Below are 22,208 nucleotides of genomic sequence, written 5' to 3'. Positions count from 1 at the left end.
TATACAAACCTCTGCTGTCGGGAGTTCTGGATGCAGACCGAGCGCAACAAACTGCTTTACCGGCGCTGGATCGAAGAGATGTGGCACGCCGATCCCGCGAACATGGATCAGCTGGCGGCCGAGCTGGCGGCACCCGGTTTCGTCGCGCACTGGCCCGACCGGGAAGCGCGCGGTCCGGAGGCGCTGGCCGAAATGGTCCGACGGGGGGTCTCGATGTTCACCGACGTCAAGGTGGCCGTGGAGGTGGGTCCGCTGGCGGACGGCGACCTGGTGTCGGGGCGCTGGGTGTTTCGCGGTTCCTACAACGGCGAACTGCCGGGGGCGCCAGTGGCGGCGGGTACCGAAGTGGTGTTCGCGGGTATCGACGTGATGCGCTGCGCCGACGGCAAGTTCGTCGAGTACTGGGTCAGTTCCGATGGTTTGGAATTCATGAAACAACTCGGGTTCACGCCGAAGCCCTGACTAAATCCAGGTGTTCTTTGTCGCCACTTCCGACGAACTGTCGGAAGTGGTCGGCGTTGGTTCGCGTTAATTGTGTGAACGCGGCTGCTAATAGTGTGAACGGGTGCTGCTAAGTCCTCCGCTGCTGGATTTTGGATGCTTGTCGTCGTGGTTCGGCGGTGCTATGTTGGCGACAGCCGAAGATCTGAATTCAGCGGCGAATGCAGGTGAAGCTGGGGGGGCTGGAACACCATTTCCGGCTTCGTGGAAATCTTTCTCCAGTTCGCTCGCTGCTCGTCGAATCGTCGTTTTTTGGGTGTTCACGACGGTGGTGTCGATTCGGTAAGCACACGCGCGCGTCCGACCTGGGAGGATGACAGATGAATGCCGCAGAGCTGGTCGCGGTGCTCGAAGGGCTGGGGGTGAGCCTGTGGGCGGAAGGCGGTCAGCTTCGTTTCCGGGCGCCCGAGGGCGTGCTGACTGACCTCCACCGGCAGCAGTTGCGTGCGGATAAGGAAGCAGTCCTCGACGTGTTGCGTGCCGCGGCCGGGCAGGTGAGCGTCGTCGCCGATGGCGGTGCGCGGTTCGAGCCGTTCCCCGTCACCGACATGCAGGCCGCCTACCTCCTCGGCCGCCGCGACGTCTTCTCCTACGGCGGGGTGTCCTGCCACGGCTACGGGGAGCTCGAGTTCACCGAGCTCGACCCGGTCCGGTTGGAGGCCGCCTGGCAGCGGCTGATCGAGCGGCACGACATGCTCCGCGCTGTCGTGGACGACGACGGTACCCAGCGGGTCCTGCCAAAAACCTCGCCCTACCGCATCAGTTTCGACGATCTTTCCGAATTGGGCGAGGGAGCGCGGGCGAAGCGCATCGCCGGGATCCGGGAGGAGATGGACCACCGGGTTCAGCCCAACGACGTGTGGCCGCTGTTCGAGCTGCGGGTCAGCAGGGAGCCGGCCCTGTCCCGGCTGCACTTCTCCATCGACTTCCTCATCGCCGACTTCGTCAGCATTCAGCTGCTGCTCGAAGAGCTCCGGCACTGCTACGAACACCCCGACGAACCGTTGCCGCCGTTGGAGGTGACGTTCCGGGACTACCTCGCCGCAGAACGCCAACTGCGCAGCGGCCCCCGCTACGAACGCGACCGCCAGTACTGGTTGGGCCGCATCGACGAGCTGCCGCCGCGCCCGGATTTGCCGATGGCCGAAACCACCGGTTCCGCTGGCCAGGCCCGTTTCCGGCGCTACGCGTTAATGCTCGAACCCGAGCAGTGGTCGGCGCTGCGGGATCGCGCCAGGGCGAAGGGCATGACGCCATCGACGGCGGTGCTGGCCGCATACGCCGAAGTCATCGGGAAGTGGTGCCGCCGCCCGGACTTCACGCTCAACCTGACCTTGCTCAACCGACAGCCGCTGCACGCCGACGTGCCCCGCATCATCGGCGACTTCACCTCGGTCGACCTGCTCGGCGTGTGGCAGAACCGTGCGACGAGCTTCGCTGATCGGGCGGCGGCGCTGCAGGACCAGGTCTGGCGCGACCTTGACCACCGCCTGTTCTCCGGCGTCGAGGTCATGCGCGAAATCGCCCGCCGCAACGACTCCGACGCCGCGCTGATGCCGATCGTCTTCACCAGTGCCATCGGCGTCGGCGGAACCGACGATGGGCTCGGCGAAAACCAGTGGGGCAGGCTCGGCTACGGCATCAGCCAGACCCCGCAGGTCTTCATCGACTGCCAGAACATCGAGCGCTCAGGCGGCCTTTCGACGAACTGGGACGTGCGGGAAGGCGTGCTGCCCGAGTCCGTCGTCGCGGACATGTTCGCGGCATATCGTCAGCTGCTGACCCGCATGTGCACCGAGGACGAGGTGTGGACCAAGCGGTTCCCGGTCGACCTGCCGGAGCACCAGCGAGTTCGACGGCACTCGGTGAACGACACCGCGGCCCCGATGCCGGACGCGCTGCTGCACGACGGCTTCATCGCGCAGGCCGAGCGCGCCTCGCACCGGACCGCCATCCTCAGCGCCCGCGGCGAGCTGACCTACGGCGAGCTGCTCGACCGCGCCCGCGGGGTGGCCGCCGCACTGCGGGAAGCGGGCTGCCAGCGCGGGGACGTCGTGGGCGTGGTCATGGACAAGGGCTGGGAGCAGGTGGCCGCGGTCCTGGGCATCCACCTCGGTGGTGCCGCATACGTCCCGGTGGACACTGCCCAACCGGAGGTGCGCCGTGAGCGGATGCTCGGCGATGCCGGCGTGCGGCTGGTGCTCACCCAAACTTGGCTGCACGACGAGCTGGGCCTGCCCGAGGGCATCACGAGCATCGTCGTCGACGAGCACGGGCCGGCTGGAGCCTCCGCAGCGCCGGACGAGCGGGCCGCGCCCGACGACCTGGCGTATGTCATCTTCACGTCGGGCTCGACCGGCCGGCCCAAGGGCGTCATGATCACCCACCGCAGCGCGGTCAACACGATCAACGACATCAACACCAGATTCGGCGTGACCGGCGACGACCGGGCGCTGATGCTGGCCAATCTCGGCTTCGACCTGTCGGTCTACGACATCTTCGGCACCTTGGCCCTCGGCGGGGCGCTGGTGATCCCCGAGCACGATCGACGATCCGATCCCTCGCACTGGGCGGAGCTGGTCGCCGAGCACGGGGTGACGGTGTGGAATTCCGTACCAGCGCAGATGCAGATGCTCCAGCAGTATCTGGACGCCGAACAGCTCCGGCTGCCCGCCGCCCGGCTCGCCTCGCTGCGCCTGGCGCTGCTCTCCGGTGACTGGATTCCGGTCGGGCTGCCCGCCGCAGTCGACAAGCACCTGCCCGAGCTGCGGATGATCAGCCTCGGTGGTGCGACCGAAGCCGCCATCTGGTCGATCTTCCACGAGGTAAACACGTCGGTGATCCACCAGCGCAGCATCCCCTACGGCAAGCCCCTGACGAACCAGACCTTTCACGTGCTGGACCAGGACATGCAGGACTGTCCGGAAGGGACGGTCGGCGAGCTCTACATCGGCGGTGCCGGGGTAGCCCTGGGATACCTCGGGGATCCAGAGCGCACTGCCGAGCGTTTCGTCGTCCACCCCACCAGCGGCCTGCGTCTGTACCGCACGGGTGATCTGGGCCGCTACCGCGAGGACAGTGAGATCGAGTTCCTCGGCCGCGAGGACTCGCAGGTCAAGATCCGCGGGCATCGCATCGAATTGGCTGAGGTCGAGGCTGCGTTGCAGTCCCACCCGCAGGTGGGCCGGGCGATCGCGGTGGTCGACGGGGAGCGCTCGACGAACAAACGGCTCGCGGCGTTCGTAGAAGGCCGCGAGCCGGAGGCGGAGCCGCCGACCGCGGAGCCGGTGGTGCGGGAGGTGACCCGCGCCGCGCAGCTGATCCGGCGCGGTTTGGACGCCGACATTGATCGCGACCGCATCGCGGAGTTCCTCGAGCGGCTCGACGCGGCCCTGCTACACGCCATGACGCACGCGCTCGCCGACGGTGACCCGTTCGCCGGTGGAGCCGTCCTTTCCGCCGACCAGGTCGCCGCCGCGCTCGGCGTCGCGCAGGTGTACCGGTCGCTGGTGCCGCGGTGGCTCGCCGAACTGGCGGGGGCCGGGTTCGTCGAGCATGACGAGAACGGATACCACGACCTGCGCGTGGTCGAAGCCGAACAGGTCGAACGGTGCTGGGCCGAGGCCGAGGCGGTGCGACCGGAGCGGATCTGCCCGACCGCGCTGATGGGCTACTTCCGCGACTGCGCGCGGCAACTGCGGCAACTGCTGCGCGGCGAGGTCAGCGCTTCCCGGATGTTCTTCCCGGAAGGCCGGATGGACATCGCGGAGGCGACCTACAGCGACGGCGTGGCAGCAGACCACAACAACCAGGTCGCCGCCCAGGCGCTGCGCGCGATCGCTGCGCAAACCGGCGGGAAACGGCTGCGGGTGCTGGAGGTCGGCGGCGGCATCGCCAGCACCACCCGGCACGTGATGGACGTCCTCGCCGGTTTCGACGTCGACTACACCTTCACCGACGTGTCCCAGTTCTTCCTCAACGGCGCGCGGACGCGCTTCGCCGCGCAGTCGATGGACATCCGGATCTACGACATCAACCAGGACTACCGCGAACAGGGCCTGCGCCCGCAGTCCTTCGATGTGGTGCTCTGCGGCGGCGTGCTCAACAACGCCCGCGATATCGCGTGGACCCTGCGCCAGCTCAAGGAGATGCTGGTCCCCGGCGGTTGGCTGGTGTTCATCGAGGCGACTGGTGAGCACTTGGAGATCAACGTGTCGCAGGCGTTCATGATGGAGGAGTTCGAGGACTTCCGCCGCGAGGAGGGCACCACGTTCCTCGACCGGCGGCGCTGGCTGGAACTCGTCGGGTCCTTGGATGCGGACTGGGTGACCTGTCTGCCCGCCGAGAACGACCCGCTCTCCCTGCTCGGACAGCATGTCTTCGTGGTGCGCCTGCGGCCCGGGAAGGTGCGGGTCGAAGCCGCCGACGTCGTCGAGCACGCCCGCAAGCTGCTCCCCGAACACATGCTGCCCGTGGAAATGCAGGTCGTGCACGACATCCCGCTCAGCGACAACGGCAAGGTCGACCGCGGCGTGCTGCAGCAGTGGTTGGCGCGCAGCGCGCCAACCGAACGGGCGGACACCGCCGAGGACCACGGTGACGAGCTGGAGGAGCGGCTGGCGAGCATGGCCGCCGACGTGCTCGGCGTGCCCAGGCTCGGCCGAGAGCAGAACTTCTTCGACTGCGGTGGCGATTCCCTGCTGGTCGCCCAGCTCGTCGGCCGGATACGGGAGCAGGTTCCCGAAGCCGCCGGCCTGTACTTCGACGGCCTGCTGCGCCGCATCCTCAACCAGCCGACAATTGCGGCGCTAGCCGAGCACATCCGGCAGACCCAGCGGACCGAGCACGAGGCGGTGGCCAATACCGCGATGTCGCCATTGATCGTGCTCAACGATCCGGGTGCGGAGCCGCTGCGGGTTCTCGTGCACGAAGGGATCGGCACGATGGCGCCGTACCGGTGGCTGGCCAAGGAACTCCTCGAGGCGGGACCGCTGGTCGGGCTCGCGGTCAACGACACGTCCGGTTACCTGGGCCTGCCCGCCGAGGAGCTGATCCCGCGACTCGCCGAGCGATACGCCCGTGAGCTGCTGGACCAGGGCGGTGAGCAGTTCCACATCGTCGGCTACTGCCTCGGCGGGCTGCTGGCGACCGAGATCGCCGGTCGGCTCACGGAGGCCGGTGCGCACGTGGCGAGCCTGGTCGTGGTCAGCAGCTACCGCGTGCCCTACCAGATTGGCGAGGAGCTGCTGTTCGAGTACGCCTTCGGCCGGGTGCTGTCGGCCGATCTCGGGAGGATGGGGTTCCCCACCGACGAACAGCTCGTGGGGCAGGCGTTCCAACGAGTGCTCGCGGCGACCCCCGGCCAAGTGCCGGACGGGGCGTTCGACGCGCTCGACGGGCAGCCAGGCCTGGTGGAAGTGGCGGAGCGGTTCCGGGCGCTGCGCCGACGTTCACCGGAAGAACGCCGGGCCGCGATGGCGCGGCAGTTCGTTGATGAGGGCCTCGCCGTCGGCTCCCCGGAACAGGCGACCCAGCTGTACGAGGTGTTCCGGCAGAGCTTCCGCGCGGCGAACCTGCATCAGCCGGAGCTCTACGCGGGTGACATGACGCTTCTGCGGCCTCGGGGCACGCTCCGGTTTCTGCCCGGCCTGCAGGCGGACATGACCGAGTTCTGGCGCGATGTCTGCCTCGGCGAGCTCGACGTGATCGACGTCGCCGGCGACCACTTCAGCTGCCTGGACGCGTCGAACGTCGCCGAAGCTGTCCGCCACATCCGCGCGGTGGCCGAGAAGTCCGCAGTCAGCTGATCTCCAGTCGGAAGAAGGAGCACATGAGCAGAGTCCTCGACCCCGGGCGCAGGCCGAAGGTCGTGGTGTGCGGGACCAGGTGGGGCCGCGTCTACCTCCAGGCGTTCCTGGAGCCGGACTTCCCGTTCGAACTCGCCGGGATCGTCGCCCAGGGCAGCGACCGGTCCCATGCCTGCGCAGAGTTCTACCAGGTTCCGCTGTACACCAACGTCGACCAGCTCCCCGACGACATCGACATCGCCTGCGTCGTCATCAGCGCAGGAGTGCAGGGTGGGCGAGGCGCGGAAATGGCGCAGGCCATCATGGGCCGCGGCATCCACGTGCTGCAGGAGCACGCGTTGCACCACGATGAGCTGGCTGAATGCCTGCGGTGCGCCCGCAAACACGGGGTGCAGTACCGGTTGAACACCCACTACCCGCACATCGAGCCGGTCCGCCGGTTCATCGCCGCAGCACGGGAGCTGGTCAGCAAGCAGCGGCCGCTGTTCATCGACACGACCTGCGCCATCCAAGTCGCGTACACGCTGTTCGACATCCTGGGCCGGGCGCTCGGCGAGGTCCGCCCGTGGGGTTTCGACGACGTGCCGGTGGTGTCCGACCGGATTCGCGGGATGACCGACCTGGAGTTCCCGTACCGCGTCGTGAACGGCGTGTTCGCCGGTGTGCCGATGGTGCTGCGTGTGCAGAATCAGCTCAAGTCCAGCGACCCGGACAACTACACCCACCTCTTCCACCGGATCACGGTGGGCACCGACGGCGGGCACCTGACGTTGGCCAACACGCAGGGTCCGCTGCTCTACAGCCCCCGCCCGCACGGCCCGGAGCGGGCGTGGCACACGGTGCGGCTGTTCGACACCGACGCCGAGCATCTCACCTACCCGAGCGCCACCGTCATCGGTGACGTCGAAGGACCCGACTACCGGCGGATTGTCGGCGATATCTGGCCAGGTGGTGTCCGCACAGCGCTAGGTGCGCTACGCCATGCCGCGCTCTCCGGCAACGATCCGCTCAAGCAGGGGCAGTACTACCTGACCCTGTGCCGGCTGTGGCAGGACCTCACTACCAGGCTCGGCTATCCCGATCAGCTCACCCGCACGGATCCGCCGGACGTGCTGCCGGTCGACGACATGATGGCCGCCGCGCTTGCAGTCGAAGTGAAGGAGGGCTGGGGGTGACTAGCACGATGGCGCCGTTGTACCAGCGCTGGTTCCGGTGTTATCGGCCCGTGGAGCACTGCGCGGGCCGGCTGATCTGCCTGCCGCACGCCGGTGGTTCGGCGAGCGCTTTTCGCACCTGGGCGCGCGCCCTGCCGCCGGACGTGGAACTGCTCGTCGCGCAGTACCCGGGCAGGCAGGACCGCATCTCCGAACCGCACGTCCGGGACATGGACGCGCTGTTGGCCGGTCTGATCAGGGCGATGCGACCCGTGCTGGACCGGCCGTTGGCCTTGCTGGGCAACAGCATGGGGGCGGCAGTGGCCTACGAACTCGCGCAGCATCTCGGGTCGGCGTGCGCGCAGCTGTTCGTTTCCGGGCGGCCTGGCCCGAGCCGACAGCGACCCGGGGTGGTGCACCTCAGCGGTGACGACGGGCTGCTGGCCGACGTGCGCAATCTCGGAGGTGTCACACCCGAAGTGCTCGAAGACCCGGTGCTCCGCGAACTCTTCCTGCCGACTCTGCGCGCCGACTACCAGCTGATCGAGACTTACCGGCCGACGACAAGCCCGTTGCCGGTGCCGGTGATGGCGCTCATGGGCAGCAGCGACCCCGAGGTCGACGAGGCCGATGCCCGCGCCTGGGCGGCGGCCACGACAGGCGAGTTCGAGCTGCGCTGGTTCGACGGTGGTCACTTCTTCCTGACCGACCGACCGGACGACGTGGTGAAGGTGGTCGCCGAGCGCCTGGCCGGATCGTTCGGAGTGCGCGATGGCCGCTGAATCCGAGGCTCACGCACGCGGGTTCGCGATCCGCATGTTCACCGCCGCAGTCGCCGCGCAGGAGCTGTTCACAAGCTACCTCGGCCTGAAGCTCGGCTTCTACCGGGAGTTGGCCGCCGGTGGACCGGCGACCCCGCCGGAGCTGGCCCGGCAATGCGGCGCCGACGTCCGGTACGTGCGGGAATGGCTTGAGCAGCAGGCCGTGGCGGGAATCCTGGAGGTGCACGACCAGGCAATGCCCGAACTGGACCGCCGCTACCTGCTGCCCGCAGGACACGCGGAGGCGCTGCTGGGTACTGATAGCCCGTACTCGATCTCGCCGATCGCGGTGCTGCCGATGGGCGCCACCGGCCGGGTGCTGCCCGCGCTGCTGGACGCCTATCGCACCGGCGGCGGCGTGCCCTACACCGAATACGGCGAGGATTCCCGGGACGGCCACGCCGGCTCCAACCGAGCGCTGTTCACCAACAACCTGGCCGACTGGATTCGGCGTTTCCTTCCGGACATCCACAACCGGCTGCTCATCAGCGGCCGTGTCGCCGACGTCGGATGTGGGGCGGGGTGGGCGAGCATCGCGCTCGCGAAGGCCTACCCCGATGTCCACGTCGACGGCTTCGATCTCGACCAGCAGTCCGTTTTGGATGCCCGGCGCAACGCTGCGGAGCACGGCGTGGCCGACCGGGTCAGCTTCGAGGTCCGCGACTGCGGCGATGCCGAACTGGCCGGTAGCTACCAGTTGGTTTGCATCTTCGACGCGCTGCACGACATGTCGCGTCCGGTCGAGGTACTGCGGACCTGCCGTGTGTTGCGCGCCAACGCGGGCACGGTGCTGGTGATGGACGCCAAGGTGCCCGATCAGTTCACCGCGCCCGGCGGGGACGTCGAGCGCTTCCTGCACGCGGCGAGCGTTCTGCACTGTCTTCCGGTCGGCAGGTCAGAAGAGCCTTCGGCGGCCACCGGAACGGCGATGCGGCCCTCGACCGTCCGGACCTACGCGGTGAAGGCGGGTTTCTCCGACATCGCGGTGCTCCCGGTGGACGACCTGTACCACCGCTTGTACCGGCTGCTCGACTGAAGTGCCGAAATCGGACTGGGGAGGAAAGGTGACCGGACGACTCGCACCCGGAAGCAGCTCGTGCCGGTGATCTTCGCATGGCGAGGGCCGGCTTGACGCGTTGCAACCCGCCCGGCCCTTGGCGGCCGCAGTGGTAAAGGCCAGGGCCGAACTCGCCGGCGAATGCGTCAACGCCGAGCAGGCGCACCGGCTCGTGCACCGCTTCGGTTCGCTGCTGTAGCCGCAGATTGCGCTCGGTACTAGGGGTTTCGCGGAACAGTGCCGGGAAAGGTTGATCATGCGCACGCTGATTATCGACAACTACGATTCCTTCACGTACAACCTCGCTCACTACCTGCAAGACGTGAACGGCGAACCGTGCGAGGTCGTCCGCAACGACGATCCGACGTTCCGGTTGAGTGATCTCGACCGGTTCGACAACGTCGTCCTCTCTCCTGGACCTGGCCACCCGGAACGCCCGGCGGACTTCGGCCACTGCGCGGAGGTCATCCGGCACGCGGCCCTGCCGGTGCTCGGCGTTTGCCTCGGGCACCAGGGCTTGTGCCTCGCCTACGGCGGAACCGTGGCGGCGGCTCCGGAGGTCCGGCACGGGCGGCTCTCGCAGGTGAACCACGAAGGCCGGGGCCTGTTCAACGGACTGCCCTCGCCGTTCCCGGCCGTCCGCTACCACTCGCTGGTGGTGACCCAGCTTCCCGACGAGTTCGAGGTCGACGCGTGGACCCCGGACGGCGTGCTGATGGCCGCACATCACCGAAATCGTCCACAGTGGGGAGTCCAGTTCCACCCGGAGTCGATCTGCACCGAGCATGGCCACCTGCTGCTGTGCAACTTCGCGGAGCTGACCGGCCGCTGGCAGCGGGAAAACGCACGGCCAGCGTTACCCCTGCGGGCCCGGGTCGCGGCGACACCGCACGCTGCGCAGGTCGAGGCGAAGCTGCGGGTGCTGGCCGAGGAACTACCGGGATGGTGCCCGCCAGAGCGGGTGTTCGACGCGCTCTACCAGGAAAGCCCGATTTCGTTCTGGCTGGACAGCAGCCTCGCCGAGGGGGAGCAGGGCCGGTTCTCCTTCATGGGTGACGCGTCCGGGCCGCTGGCGCGGGTCGTCGAGGCCGACGTCTGGCAGGGCTTGGCGATCGTTCGGGAGGCGGACCGGACCATTGAGGTGCGCGGCCCGTTCCTGGACTGGCTGGAGTCCGATCTGGCGGCGCTGTGGGCCGATGTGCCCGACCTGCCGTTCGATTTCGCGCTGGGCTGGGTCGGCTACCTCGGATACGAGATGAAGGCCGAATGCGGCGCGCGGCGGGCGCACCGGGCGCAGACGCCCGACGCGGGCATGATCTTCGCCGACCGCGCCGTTGCGTTCGACCACCAGGAGAAGCGCGCCTACCTGCTCGCCCTGGCCCTGGTCGACTGCGAGCAGCCCGCGCAGCAGTGGTTGGTGGAGACCGGCCGACGATGGCGGGAACTGCGCTCTCAACAGTCCGATGAGGACGTTCCGGCACCGGCCGGACCGGTCCAGGAGCTGCGGCTGCGCCACGATCGGCACGACTACATCGGACTCATCGAACGGTGCCAGGAGCAGATCCAGGCCGGCGAGAGCTACGAGGTCTGCCTGACCAACATGGCCACCGGCGAATGCGACCTGGATCCGTGGCACAGCTACAAGTTCCTGCGCGCGCACAGCCCGGCGCCGTTCTCAGCGCTGTTGAGGTTCGGGGCGCTGTCGGTGCTGAGCACCTCGCCGGAGCGGTTCCTGCGGATTTCCCGGGACCGGGCGGTGGAGTCCAAGCCGATCAAGGGAACGCGACCCCGCTCGGACGACCCCGTGGAGGACGCACGCCTGCGCGAGGAACTGCGGACCAGCGAGAAGGACCGCGCGGAGAACCTGATGATCGTCGACCTGGTCCGAAACGACCTGGGCAGGTGTGCGGAAGCCGGTTCTGTCCACGTCCCGAAGCTGTTCGACATCGAATCCTTCGCCACCGTGCATCAGATGGTCAGCACCGTGCGGGCACACCTGCGGCCGGACGTCTCGCCCATTGCGTGCGTGCGCGCGGCCTTCCCCGGCGGTTCCATGACGGGTGCCCCGAAGATCCGCACCATGCAGATCATCGACGAGTTCGAAAGCGGTGCGCGGGGTATCTACTCCGGTGCACTCGGCTACTTCTCCCTGAGCGGGGCGACCGATCACAGCATCGTCATCCGCACGCTCGCGGTGAACGCTGGGCAGGTGAGCTTCGGGGTCGGCGGGGCCATCACTGCCCTGTCGGATCCCGAAGAGGAGTGGACCGAGACGGCGGTGAAGGCCGCTGGACTGCTGCGGTTGTTCGGCGCGGGCTTCCCGGGCAATGACGTGGTCGCGACCGAATGAGTCGCGATGCAGGTCCTATGTGGACGAAAGCCAACCAGTGATCATGGCTTTCAGGCCCTCGGGGTAGCTGTCGGTTTCACGGGCGGTGGACCACTGGTCGGAGAGGCAGGCGAGGTTGGGCATCTGCTCCCGGTCGACGTCGGAGACCAGCACGATCGCGAAGGGCGGCCGGTCGAGTTCGTCGGTGCGGCGGCGGGTGGCAGTGCGCACGAGCGCTTCGCCGAGAGTGAAGTGCCACACCGCGCGGTAGGCCGCGGCGGCGCACTTGCGGTCGAGTCCCGCCTTGACGAACGTGGCGAGGATTTCTTCGACGATCCAGAGCACCGAAGGCGCCATCATGTCGCCTGCGGCGAGTACTTCGATCGCCCAGGGATGGCGGATGAGCTGTCCGTGCAGGAGTTTCCAGAGCTCGATGAGGCGATCTTGGGGGTTGTCGGGCAGTTCCGGGCGGGGTAGGCGGGCGACGAGCCTGTCCAGGATGAGGACGAGGAGTTCGTCCTTGTCCTGGACGTGGCGGTAAACGGCCATCGGGGAGCTGCCGAGTTCTTTCGCGACCCGGCGCATCGTGAGGGCTTCTATGCCATCGCGGACGAGGATGCGCTCGCCGACGTCGACGATGGCGTTCTGGGACAGCCGCGGTGGGCGGCCGCCCCGATTCAGAGTCTTGCCAGCCGGGCTCATCCTGCCATTATGTCAGCCGGCGGGTGCAGCCGGGACCGAACTCACCACGTCCCACTTCGCAAGATGAAGCGGCGGAGCTTGCCGGTGCCGGTGCGCGGGAGGGCGGTCACGACCGCGACGGACCGGGGAACCTTGAACGGCGCCAGCCGGTCGCGCACTAAGTCGAGCAATTCTCTTTCCAGATCCTGCACTTCCGCGTGCCGGGTGGGGACGATGTAGGCGCGCAGCTTGGTCGCACCCCGCTGGTCGGCAATCGCGGCCACCGCGGATTCTTGCACGGTGGGGTGCTCGTCGAGGATCCGTTCGATTTCCACCGGATCCACCGTGATCCCGCCAACCATTTCCAGATCGTCCTTGCGTCCCTTGTGGATCAGGCGCCCCCGGTCATCGAATGCCGCACGGTCGCCGGTGTTCAACCATCCGTCGCGCAGCGCCTGCGCGGTGCGTTCCGGCTGGTTGAGGTAGCCGGCGAGCAGCGTCGGCCCGGTCACCCAGAGCTCGCCGTCGACACCGCAGTCAACGATGTCCCGACCGCTGTCGTCGCGCAGGCGCACCTGGTAACCCGGCAGCGCGAAGCCGAGCGTGCCCGGTCCTGGTGAGTCGAGCGTGTTGGCGCAGAACGCGCCGCCAACCTCGGTACAGCCGAGCTCGTCGAGCACGGGGGCCCCGAGGATGTCGGTCAACCGCTTCCCCAGCTCGGCAGCGAGCCGTTCACCGGCCGACACCGCAACGCGCAGCGACGGGAAACGCTGCCCGTCGATCTCGGCGAGGAGGTTGGCGTATGCGGACGGCACCGCGTGCAGCACCGAGACCAGGTGCCGATCGATCGCTTCGGCCACGGTGGACGGGGCCGGGTGCTCCGGCAGCAGCACCGCGGCCGATCCGGACAGCAGCGGGTAAACGAACGAGTTGCCGAAGCCGTAGGCGAAGTGGAGCTTCGACACCGACAAGCTGACATCGGCTTCGGTCATGTGCAGCATCGCCGAACCGACAGCGCGGTGGTAGTGCTCGAGATCGGCGTGGCGGTGCGGAACGCCAATGGGACGGCCGGTGGTCCCGGAGGTGTACTGCACGTACAGCGGGGCGTGCGCCGGTACCGCTTGGGCGGCCGCGAGGGGGGAGGTTTCGGCGCGGGCGAGAAGTTCTCCGGCGTCGAGGCACCGGACGCCATCGAATCGCTCCGGCGAGTCGGTGATGACGAGCTGCGCGCGGCAGTCTTCGGCGATGAAGGTGTGGTCGACGACCGTCAGCCTGGGGTTGGTGGTCACCGCGACGGCGCCCAGGCGTGCGAGGGCGAGGAAGGTCGCAATCCAGGCGATCCCGTCCGGCATGCTCAGCAGCACGTGCTGGCGGGGCCGGACGCCGCGCTCGGCCAGCACGGTTGCGGCTCGCGCGGCGAGGCCGTGGACCTGGCCGTGCGTCCAGCTCGAAGAGCCGACGAGGTAAGCGGGGTTGTGCTGCCAGTTGTTGCGCGCTGAGCGGTCGGCGAGTGCCTGCGCAACGTTCACCGTTTCTCCTTGTCGACGACGAGCGGATCAGCGGGCGGGGAGGAACTCGATGAGCTGGTAGCGGATCACCCCGCCGGATGGCGACTCGTAGCCGACGGCACGCCGGACGGCCGGGGTCCACCCGTGGGCGTCGGCCAACCGCGCGACTCGCCTGCCGTCGCCGAGGCTGGTGAAACCGAGCAGCAACCTGCCACCCGGCTTCAGCCGTTCGCCCGCTTGGCGCAGAAAAGTTTCGTGCGCCTGGTAGTCGATGTCGTAGAAAGCTTTTTCCAGATCGGAAATGGCGATGGTTTCGGCGGTCGTCGGCACGAAGTTCGAGTTCCATAAAATGGTGTCATATCGTTCTCCCGGGGGAAGCGGGGAGAACATGTCGCCGCAGTGCGCGGTGAGTCGGTCGGCCACCGCGTGCCGTCTGGCGTTCAGCTCGATGTTGTCGGTGGCGGCTTTGTTGATGTCGGTGGCGCGAACCAGGCGGCAGCCGCGCAGCGCGGCGAGCACCGCCAGGTATCCGGTGCCCGCGCCGATCTCGCAGAAACAGCCACCGGTCGGGTAGCGGACCCACTCCGCGTAAAGGGCTGCTGAGCGGGTCAGATGGGGTGCGTACACGCCTGGGAGCAGGTCCCAGTCCAGGCCGAGCAAGCGGAATGTGGTTGCGTTCGCGATCTGGCGGTGGGCTTCGATCAGGCGGGTGACCATTTGCTCGCTGGAGGCGTCCATGACCGCGTGTTGCTCCTCTGCGAAACAGTCGGATTCAGGGCGAGTCTACCGATTCCGGGTCAATGGACAAGGGCTAGAAAATTGCCAAATGAAAGAGTGATTTAGATCACATATCGCCCTTTGTTGGGGTTTGTTAACGTGTACGCGTGAAGGCAAGTGCCGGGTATCCGAGGAATTGCCGGCAGGGCGGTTCGGTTGCGCTTGACGACCTGTGCGAAAATCCGTTCGACGAGTTCTCGAGATGGCATTCCGAACTGGGCATGAAGCGTCGCCGGGGGCATTTCCGCGCCGTACTGGCGGCCACCGGGCTGGACGGCGCGCCAGAAGTGCGGTCCGTCGCGGTGATCCGGGTGACGGGCGGGTTCGCGTTCTTCGCCGCCCACCACGGAGCGGTCATCGGCCGGTTCGGGGCAGACCCCCGTGCCGCGGTGTGCTTCGACTGGTCGGAGCACCGGGCCGAGGTCAGAGCCTGCGGCCAGGTTCAGCGCTTGTCCGATGTGGACTCCGATGGTTACTTCGGGACGCTGCCGGAGCGAGAGCAGCTGACGATCTGGTTGCGTGACCAGGAACCGACGAGCGCGCCGCGAGCCGAGATGACGCGCCGGCTCGCCGAGGTCGCGGACCACTTCCGGGGGCAGCTGGTTCCCCGCCCCCAGCACTGGGGCGGTTACCGGATCATCGTCGATGACATGCTTCTTCGCCTGCGGGGCGCGGACGAGGTGTGGGACGAAGTCAGGTTTCGGCGCACCGCGAGCGGATCGTGGGGCCGCACCTGGAGTTCCTGCTGACCCGGGGGGCGGGCGTCGGGGGGGGCGGGCGTCGGATCGAGGAGGCGGCGTGCTGGCAGGATGTGTCGAGTGGCCCGACGAGGTCGCGGCGGAGTACCGCCGGAAGGGGTACTGGCGCGATGAGACCCTCGGCGGCCTGTTGCGCAGATGGGCCGCAGAGTACGGGCAGCGCACGGCAGTGGTGCGTGGCGAGGTGCGTTGGAGCTACGTCGAACTCGACCGGCGGGCCGACCGCCTGGCCGCCGGTTTCGCCCAGCGGGGGATCGGTTCAGGTGATCGAGTCGTTGTGCACCTGCCAAACATCCCCGAGTTCGTCGCGGTGTGCTTCGCCTTGTTCCGCCTCGGTGCGGTGCCGGTGTTCGCACTGCCACCGCACCGGAGCGCGGAGATCAGGTACCTGTGCGAGTACTCGGCGGCGATTGCCTACGTGGTGCCCGAATCGCACGCCAAAACCGACTACCGGCTGATCGCGGCGGGCGTCGTCTCGACCGTGCCATCGCTGCGGCACGTGTTCGTGGTGGGCGATCCGGGCGAATTCACCGCGCTCGCCGATGTCGACGCTGAACCCGCCGCCGTGCCCGAACCCGGTCCGGCGGACGTGGCCTTCTTCCTGCTCTCCGGCGGCACCACCGGACTGCCGAAGCTTATTCCCCGCACCCACCGCGATTACGCCTACAACGTCCGGATCACCGCGGACAACGCCGGTCTCGATGTCGACACCACCTATCTGGCGGTGCTGCCCGCAGCGCACAACTACGCGCTGGGCTGCCCCGGTGTGCTGGGTGCGCTGTCGGTCGGCGGCACGGTGGTGCTCGCCGACAGCGGCAACCCCGATGAGGCGTTCACCCTGATCGAACGGGAAAAGGTGACGATGTCCGCACTCGTCCCGCCGCTGGCGCTGCTGTGGACCGACACCGCGACCGAGCGGGATCTGTCGAGCCTGCGCCTGGTGCAGGTGGGCGGTTCGCGGTTCGAGGCCGCACCGGCTGCCAGGTTCCGGGCTCGGTTCGGGTGCGTGTTGCAGCAGTCCTTCGGCATGGCGGAAGGGCTGCTGAGCCAGACCGCGCTGTCGGATTCAGCTGAGGTGGTCGATTCCACCCAAGGGCTCCCGCTCTCGCCCGATGACGAGGTCCGGCTGGTCGACGCCGACGCCGACGCCGACGCCGACGCCGCCGACGTCGCGGTGGGCGAGGTGGGCCACCTGCTGGTCCGGGGTCCGTACACGATCCGCGGCTACTACCACGCCCCGGAACAGAACCAGCGGGACTTCACGCCGGACGGGTTCTTCCGCACCGGAGACCTAGCGCGCCGCACTCCGGAAGGGCGGCTGATCATCGAGGGCCGCGTCAAGGACGTGATTAACCGGGGTGGTGAGAAGGTGGCCGCCGAAGAAGTCGAAGGTCACCTGCTGGCGCACGAGGCGGTGCGGGAGGTGGCCGTGGTGGCCGTGCCCGACGCGGTCATGGGCGAGCGGACCTGTGCCTTCGTGGTGGGCCGGGCCGCAGTCGGCGCCGCCGAGCTCAAGGAGTTCCTCCGGGGGCGCGGCCTGGCCGCCTACAAGCTGCCGGACCGGTGGGAGCAGGTGGAGTCGCTGCCCCGAACGGCCGTCGGGAAGATCGACAAGGCTCTGCTGCGCGAGCAGGTAGCGGCGAAGGTCAGCCGGGCGTCGGCCAGCAGCAGGCGTCGGCGGGCGATCCGATGAGTCCCGTGGTCGTGGTGGGTGCCGGCCCGGTCGGCCTGACGGCCGCCCTGTGCTTGTGCGCACTTGGCATCGAGGTCACCGTGCTGGAGAAGCGGGGCCGCGATGCGGTCCGCCCCGGCAGCCGGGCGCTCTTCGTGCACAACGATTCGCTGCAGCTGCTCGACCGGGCCCAGCGCGGGCTCGGCACCGAGATCGCCGAGCACGGCACCACCTGGCACACCCGCCGCACGCTGTTTCGCGGCCGGGAGGTCTACTCGAAGACCTATCGGAAGCCGACCGGGGCCGAACTGCCGCCATTCGCCAGCCTTCGCCAGATCGACACCGAGCGATTCCTGTTGCGTGCGGCGGAGTCGGCAGGTGCTGACGTCGTCTGGGACGCCGATGTCACCCGGGTCTCGGCAACGGACGCCGACGTGACGTTGGAGGCGGGGGACGGGCGCAGTTGGCGCAGTCACTACGTGATCGCCGCCGACGGCGCCCGTTCTGCGGTGCGATCGGCCGTCGGCATCGCGCTGGCGGGCTCCCGCGCGTTGGGTTCCCACGTCGTGGTCGATGTTTCCGCCGGTGCGCGGCCCCGGCCGCTGGAGCGCAGCTATCACTACGCGCACCCCGCACTGTCCGGGCGCAACGTTTTGACGGTTCCGTTCACGGGCGGCTTCCAGGTGGATCTGCAGTGCCGACCTGATGACGATCCGGACGACCTGACCGCAGAGGCTGCGGTCGCGCGCTGGATCCGCGCCGTCGTCGACGAGGACGAGATCGGCGACGTGCTCTGGGTCTCCCACTACCAGTTCATGCAGGTGATCGCCGAGCGGTTCGTCGACGCGAGCCGCCGGGTCCTGCTCGCCGGGGAAGCGGCGCACCTGTTCCCGCCGTTCGGGGCCCGCGGCATGAACAGCGGGATGGCCGACGCGGAAGCGGCGGCGCGTGCGGTAGGGCTCGCGCTGACCTGCGGCAAGCGCACGTCTGTGGAGGACTACGATCGGGTCCGGCGAGAAGCTGCCCGCCGCAACAGCTGGGCGGTCGGTGCAGCGTTGCGGCACGTGGCACCGCCATCCCCGTTCGGCAAGATGAAGCTGGCGCTGGCCGGATGGCTGGCTCCGCACGTCCCCAAGATCGGGGAGTGGCTCGAACGGGCACCCTACGGGCCGCGGCGGCCCCCGCGACCAGGCGGAAGAGGACGGTACTGACCATCGCGACGAAACGCGGGGACCGAGTGCTCGTGTGGCACAACGGTGCGCTCCACGAGGAGTCCGCTGAACCCAATCGTCCACTGTGGGTGGTGGATTCGTGGCTGCTCGACGAGGGCGAGGTGCGTGGCCTGGCGCTGCACCGAGATCGGTTCGTCAACGGCTGCCGCGAAGCGGACAAGAAGGCCCCGGACGAGGTGCTTGGCTTCTGGCTGGAGATGTGCCGTGCGTTGCCGAGGACGGGCAGGTGGTTTCCGCGCGCGGAGCTCAGCGGCCATCCCAAGAAGCTCCGCGCGGTGATCCGCCCTTGCCCCGACACCGGGGGAGAAGTGGTGCTGTGGCCGTGCCTGGACCCGCGCAACTCGCCTCGCCGCAAGGGGCCGGACGTCCCGGCGCTGGCGAACGCGCGGCAGAACGCGCTCGTTAGAGGTGCTCATGACGCGGTGCTGCTAACGAAATCCGGAGCGCTGCTTGAGGCCGCTCACGGTGCCTTGCTGTGGTGGAGCGGCGAACGCATCTGTATGCCGGTGCATGACGACTTGCTGCTTCCCAGCGTCACCCTGCGCCTGATCCGTCAACTCGCGAGCCGCGACGGCGTCCCAATAGCGCGCGTTGACGCCCAGCTGCAGGACCTCGCGAACTGCGAGGTGTGGTATGCGAACGCCCTGCACGGCATTCGCCTAGTGCGCTCCTGGCTGGGAAGTCCAGTCCGGCTCGGGGAATCCGTGCGAGCGGCGCGCTGGCAGGACGCGCTCACCGAGCTGCGTGAGCCGCTGCCCTGAGCGGCGCGGTGCACGCGCATGACGCTGCCCTTGCCGTGAATCCCGGGATCCGGGTGCCCCGCATTCGACCAGCGCGGGGAACTTCCCGTCCCGATCGTTCGGGTGCCGGGTCGATCCCCGTCTCCTTGTCCCGGTCGCTCATTGGCAGCGGTCGAGCAACATGCGACCACAACCGGCCAAAAACGAAACCAGCGGGCTCACCTTCCGGCAAACCCGCTGTTCACAGCCGTCGAGACGACGGGATTGTCTCGACGGCGTCGTTCACGCGCTGATCGACACGACCGGATCAACGGGGTGCGTTGCCAACGGATGCACGGTGACGGCCATGTAGGGCCACACGGGCAGGGCGCTGATGATGTCGTGGAGCTCTGTTGCGTCCTCGGCGCGCCAGAGTCCCCAGTTCTCCCGCCGGCCCGGGACTCGCCACATCCGGACGAGATGTCCTTCTGCTGCCCGCTCGGCGGCCATCTTCCGCTCGTCGATCGAGAGTTGCCGGATCGTGTCGGCCGAAAGATCGCGTGGCCACTCGATTTTGATGTTGACCAGAAATTCCTTCATCGAAGTCTCAAACTCCTCACCATTTTGTTCACCAATGTCGCGGCGTTACGTCCTGGTGCTCCGGTGACGTATCCGCCGGGCCAGCTGCCCGCGCCGCCCACGACGATTCCCATCGACCGTGCGGCGCGCGTGAAGTCGGTTCCGGGCCTGCCGTCCAGCAGTTGTGACGGAAGCATGTCGCCGTGGGTGATGTTGCTTCCGGTGAGTCCGAACTCATCTTCCAGGTCGTGTGGCGAGAACCACCGCGCGTCCTCGATTCTTGTCTGAAGGCCGGGGAAGGACTCTTCCAGCTGTGCCAGACAGGCGCCGAAGAAAGTCGCACCATGCTCGCGCCAGTACTCCCGGCCGAGTCGGTACGGCGCGTGCCACACGTTGATGCTCATCAGGTGTTTGCCCTTGGGTGCCAAACCTTCCGACGTGAGACTCGGGATGAGTCCCCACATGATCGGCTTGGCCGAAGGGCGGCCTGCGATGCCGTCCTCGACTGCCGCGGTGATGTAAGCCGGGTCCGGGGCGACCCGGAACTGGGCCGAGAGCAGTGTCTCCAGTGGTACGTCCTCGGGAGCGCCGGCGACGCCGGGGAGCGAATCGAGAGCCAGGGCTATCTTGAAGGCCGACCCCTCGGGCGGTTCGGGGGTCGCGGCCTCCGTGAGCGCCCCGGATGGAAGCATGGTGGCGAGGCGGGACGGTTCGACTGCGGACACCACCATGTCCACCCCGGTGATCTGTTCACCCGACTCCAGCACCACGGCCGTAACCTGTCCGTGTTCGGCCAGCTCCAGACGGACGACAGGAGCGTTAGTTCTGATCTGGACGCCGTGCTCGCCTGCGGCTCGCGCGAGTGCGTCGACGATCGCACTCATGGAGCCGACCGGTAGCCCGACCGAGCCGCGCAGCGGCGCATCGCCGATGCCGAGCACGTCTTCGGTCGACGAGGCTCGGGAGATGGGTCGCATGAGCAGTCCCATAGCCGAACCGGGCGCATCCGGAGAGACGAGTTGCCCATTGAGGGCGAGCATCATCATCAAGCTCTTGGCGGCGTCGGTCCGCAACGACTCGGCGAGCAGGTCGTTCAGGCTTCCGTCGAGCACGACAAGGCGGAACTCGTCGCGTACCGCTGTCGGCATCCGGTCCAGCGCTTCCTGCAACGAGGGCGGCGGTTCCCACAACGAGAGCCCGCTCGCGGCGCCGAGAGCATCGAGGCGCTCGACGAGCAGACGATGCCGCTTGGCCTCACCGGTAGCGAACGTCTCCAGCTGTGCGGCCACCCGATCACGGTCGCGCCAGCCGACGAACAGGCCCTCACCCATGCGCTGCAACAGGGTCACGTCCGGGCTGACGAACCGCAACCCGTGTCGCGCCAGCTCCAACTCCTGGATGATGCGTCCCTCCAATGACCCCGGGGAGTTGGTGATCGCGCCGAGGTACCCGGGAAGGTACTCCAGCCGACCGGCCATCCCGCCGAGCGTGGGGCGAGCCTCAAGGAGGGTGACGCGCATCCCGAAGCGCGCCAGGTAGTTGGCAGCGACCAGGCCGTTGTGTCCCCCGCCGACGACGACCACATGGGGACTCATGCGGACGGGCGGTCGAAGGTCTGCTCGAACAGGCGCAGCCAGTTGCCGCCGAGAACCAGGTCCAGATCGGCGGCGGTGAACCCGCTCCGCATCATGGTGCTGACGAGCGTCGGGAAGGCGGCAGGGGACTGGAACCACGTCGGCCACTCGACCACCGGGGCGCTCTCGTCGATCGGGACCGGGCTTTCGCGACCCCACCGGCCCATCCGCCACCATTTGACGGCCTCGACGTCATACCCGGTGTAGAAGTCGGTGCCCAGGGCGACGTGTTCCACACCGAACCGCTCGACGGTCCACGAAATCATGTCCACGAATTCCTGCTCGGTGGTCTTGACGCCGTTCTTGAGCATCCGCACGTACGGGCTCAGGCCCACAACGCCGCCGGCGCTCGCGAGCTCGCGCAGCACGGTGGACGACTTCGGGCGCCGGCCGAGTTCGACATCGGTACCGACGAACTCCAGCGGGTTGGCATGCGTGATCGCAACCGGAACCTGGCTGAACTCGATGGTGTCGAGGCACGTCCGCTCGGAGCAGTGCGACAGGTCGACGAGCATTCCGACCTGGTTCAGTTCCTTCACGAACTGCCGTCCCACGTGAGTGGACAAGCCGGCGTCGTCGTCCTCCCAGCAACCGGCGGCGATGCTGTTCTGGGTGTTGTAGGTGAGTTGCACGATCCGCACGCCCAGGTCGTGAAAGACCTGCACCAGCCGGATGTCGTCTTCGAAGGGGGAGGTGTTCTGGAATCCCAGAACGACCGCGGTACGCCCGGAGGAGACCACCTCACGGATCTCGGCCGCGGTGCGGGCCGGCGCGATCAGGTCGGCGTTCTCGGCGAAGAGGTCGTTCCAGTGGCCCAGGACAGACAATGTTTCCCGGGCGGTCTCCCACACCGCGACCGTTACGTGGACGCAGCCGACGTGGCCGTCGCGCCACTCCAAGAACCGCTTGCGGGAAGGCCTGCTGTACTCGAGACAATCCACGATGATGGCCCCGGTTTGCGCTCCTGCTGTCATGTCCT

16 protein-coding genes are annotated in these 22,208 nt (G+C 67.9%); 10 read left to right on the top strand and 6 right to left on the bottom strand.

What is annotated here, in order from left to right:
- The first annotated feature begins 30 nt into the window (after positions 1-30).
- From SSPN_RS0122575 to pabB, 6 genes are all read left to right on the top strand, one after another.
- Complete coding sequence (locus SSPN_RS0122575; RefSeq protein WP_010309265.1) at positions 31-462, top strand: ester cyclase; 432 nt, start codon at positions 31-33, stop codon at positions 460-462.
- Between the two features lie 359 nt (positions 463-821).
- Complete coding sequence (locus tag SSPN_RS0122570; protein WP_010309263.1) at positions 822-6,308, top strand: non-ribosomal peptide synthetase; 5,487 nt, start codon at positions 822-824, stop codon at positions 6,306-6,308.
- Between the two features lie 23 nt (positions 6,309-6,331).
- Complete coding sequence (locus SSPN_RS0122565) at positions 6,332-7,483, top strand: Gfo/Idh/MocA family oxidoreductase (protein WP_010309259.1); 1,152 nt, start codon at positions 6,332-6,334, stop codon at positions 7,481-7,483.
- A complete protein-coding gene (locus tag SSPN_RS0122560; RefSeq protein ID WP_029535623.1) occupies positions 7,480-8,244 on the top strand; it encodes a thioesterase II family protein in 765 nt (254 codons plus the stop codon). The genes SSPN_RS0122565 and SSPN_RS0122560 overlap by 4 nt, the downstream gene beginning before the upstream one ends.
- Positions 8,234-9,319 carry a class I SAM-dependent methyltransferase gene (locus SSPN_RS0122555; RefSeq protein WP_010309254.1) on the top strand — a complete coding sequence of 362 codons (1,086 nt, stop codon included), beginning with the start codon at positions 8,234-8,236 and terminating at the stop codon, positions 9,317-9,319. The genes SSPN_RS0122560 and SSPN_RS0122555 overlap by 11 nt, the downstream gene beginning before the upstream one ends.
- Before the next feature lie 277 nt (positions 9,320-9,596).
- Positions 9,597-11,690: an aminodeoxychorismate synthase component I gene (gene pabB / locus SSPN_RS0122545; protein WP_010309248.1), complete on the top strand. Its 2,094-nt coding sequence runs from the start codon at positions 9,597-9,599 to the stop codon at positions 11,688-11,690.
- A gap of 15 nt (positions 11,691-11,705) precedes the next feature.
- On the opposite strand, the gene SSPN_RS0122540 is transcribed toward pabB, so the two are convergent.
- Genes SSPN_RS0122540 through SSPN_RS0122530 form a run of 3 tightly spaced genes read right to left on the bottom strand, consistent with a single transcriptional unit; the run spans position 11,706 to position 14,596 of the window.
- Positions 11,706-12,371: a TetR/AcrR family transcriptional regulator gene (locus SSPN_RS0122540; RefSeq protein ID WP_010309246.1), complete on the bottom strand. Its 666-nt coding sequence runs from the start codon at positions 12,369-12,371 to the stop codon at positions 11,706-11,708.
- Positions 12,372-12,412: 41 nt separating this feature from the next.
- A complete protein-coding gene (locus tag SSPN_RS0122535) occupies positions 12,413-13,879 on the bottom strand; it encodes an AMP-binding protein (RefSeq protein ID WP_010309243.1) in 1,467 nt (488 codons plus the stop codon).
- Positions 13,880-13,906: 27 nt separating this feature from the next.
- A complete protein-coding gene (locus tag SSPN_RS0122530) occupies positions 13,907-14,596 on the bottom strand; it encodes a methyltransferase (RefSeq protein WP_010309240.1) in 690 nt (229 codons plus the stop codon).
- 260 nt (positions 14,597-14,856) lie between these two features.
- Between SSPN_RS0122530 and SSPN_RS45105 the strand changes: the two genes are divergently transcribed.
- From SSPN_RS45105 to SSPN_RS45100, 4 genes are read left to right on the top strand one after another with little or no spacing between them, the layout of a single operon-like run.
- Positions 14,857-15,384, top strand: coding sequence for a pyridoxamine 5'-phosphate oxidase family protein (locus SSPN_RS45105; protein WP_010309237.1), 528 nt, complete (start codon positions 14,857-14,859; stop codon positions 15,382-15,384).
- A 49-nt stretch (positions 15,385-15,433) separates the two neighbouring features.
- Entirely contained in the window at positions 15,434-17,086 is a 1,653-nt protein-coding gene (locus SSPN_RS0122520; protein ID WP_010309235.1) for a (2,3-dihydroxybenzoyl)adenylate synthase, read from the top strand.
- Entirely contained in the window at positions 17,083-18,276 is a 1,194-nt protein-coding gene (locus SSPN_RS0122515) for an FAD-dependent monooxygenase (RefSeq protein ID WP_029535622.1), read from the top strand. The genes SSPN_RS0122520 and SSPN_RS0122515 overlap by 4 nt, the downstream gene beginning before the upstream one ends.
- A 32-nt stretch (positions 18,277-18,308) precedes the next feature.
- Positions 18,309-19,058, top strand: coding sequence for an aminotransferase class IV (locus SSPN_RS45100; RefSeq protein WP_158309616.1), 750 nt, complete (start codon positions 18,309-18,311; stop codon positions 19,056-19,058).
- Positions 19,059-19,319: 261 nt separating this feature from the next.
- On the opposite strand, the gene SSPN_RS0122505 is transcribed toward SSPN_RS45100, so the two are convergent.
- The 3 genes from SSPN_RS0122505 to SSPN_RS0122495 are packed head-to-tail and all read right to left on the bottom strand — an operon-like array spanning position 19,320 to position 22,203.
- On the bottom strand, positions 19,320-19,616 hold the full coding sequence (locus tag SSPN_RS0122505; protein ID WP_010309223.1) for a muconolactone Delta-isomerase: 297 nt from the start codon (positions 19,614-19,616) through the stop codon (positions 19,320-19,322).
- On the bottom strand, positions 19,613-21,190 hold the full coding sequence (locus tag SSPN_RS0122500; protein WP_029535621.1) for a phytoene desaturase family protein: 1,578 nt from the start codon (positions 21,188-21,190) through the stop codon (positions 19,613-19,615). The genes SSPN_RS0122505 and SSPN_RS0122500 overlap by 4 nt, the downstream gene beginning before the upstream one ends.
- Positions 21,187-22,203 (bottom strand): membrane dipeptidase, encoded by a 1,017-nt coding sequence (locus tag SSPN_RS0122495; protein ID WP_010309217.1) that lies wholly within the window; start codon positions 22,201-22,203, stop codon positions 21,187-21,189. The genes SSPN_RS0122500 and SSPN_RS0122495 overlap by 4 nt, the downstream gene beginning before the upstream one ends.
- Positions 22,204-22,208: the final 5 nt, after the last annotated feature.

The organism is Saccharopolyspora spinosa NRRL 18395, assembly GCF_000194155.1.
Taxonomy (GTDB): domain Bacteria; phylum Actinomycetota; class Actinomycetes; order Mycobacteriales; family Pseudonocardiaceae; genus Saccharopolyspora; species Saccharopolyspora spinosa.
Note: the sequence above shows the minus strand (reverse complement) of the source record. Positions and strands in the feature narration are given on the sequence as shown.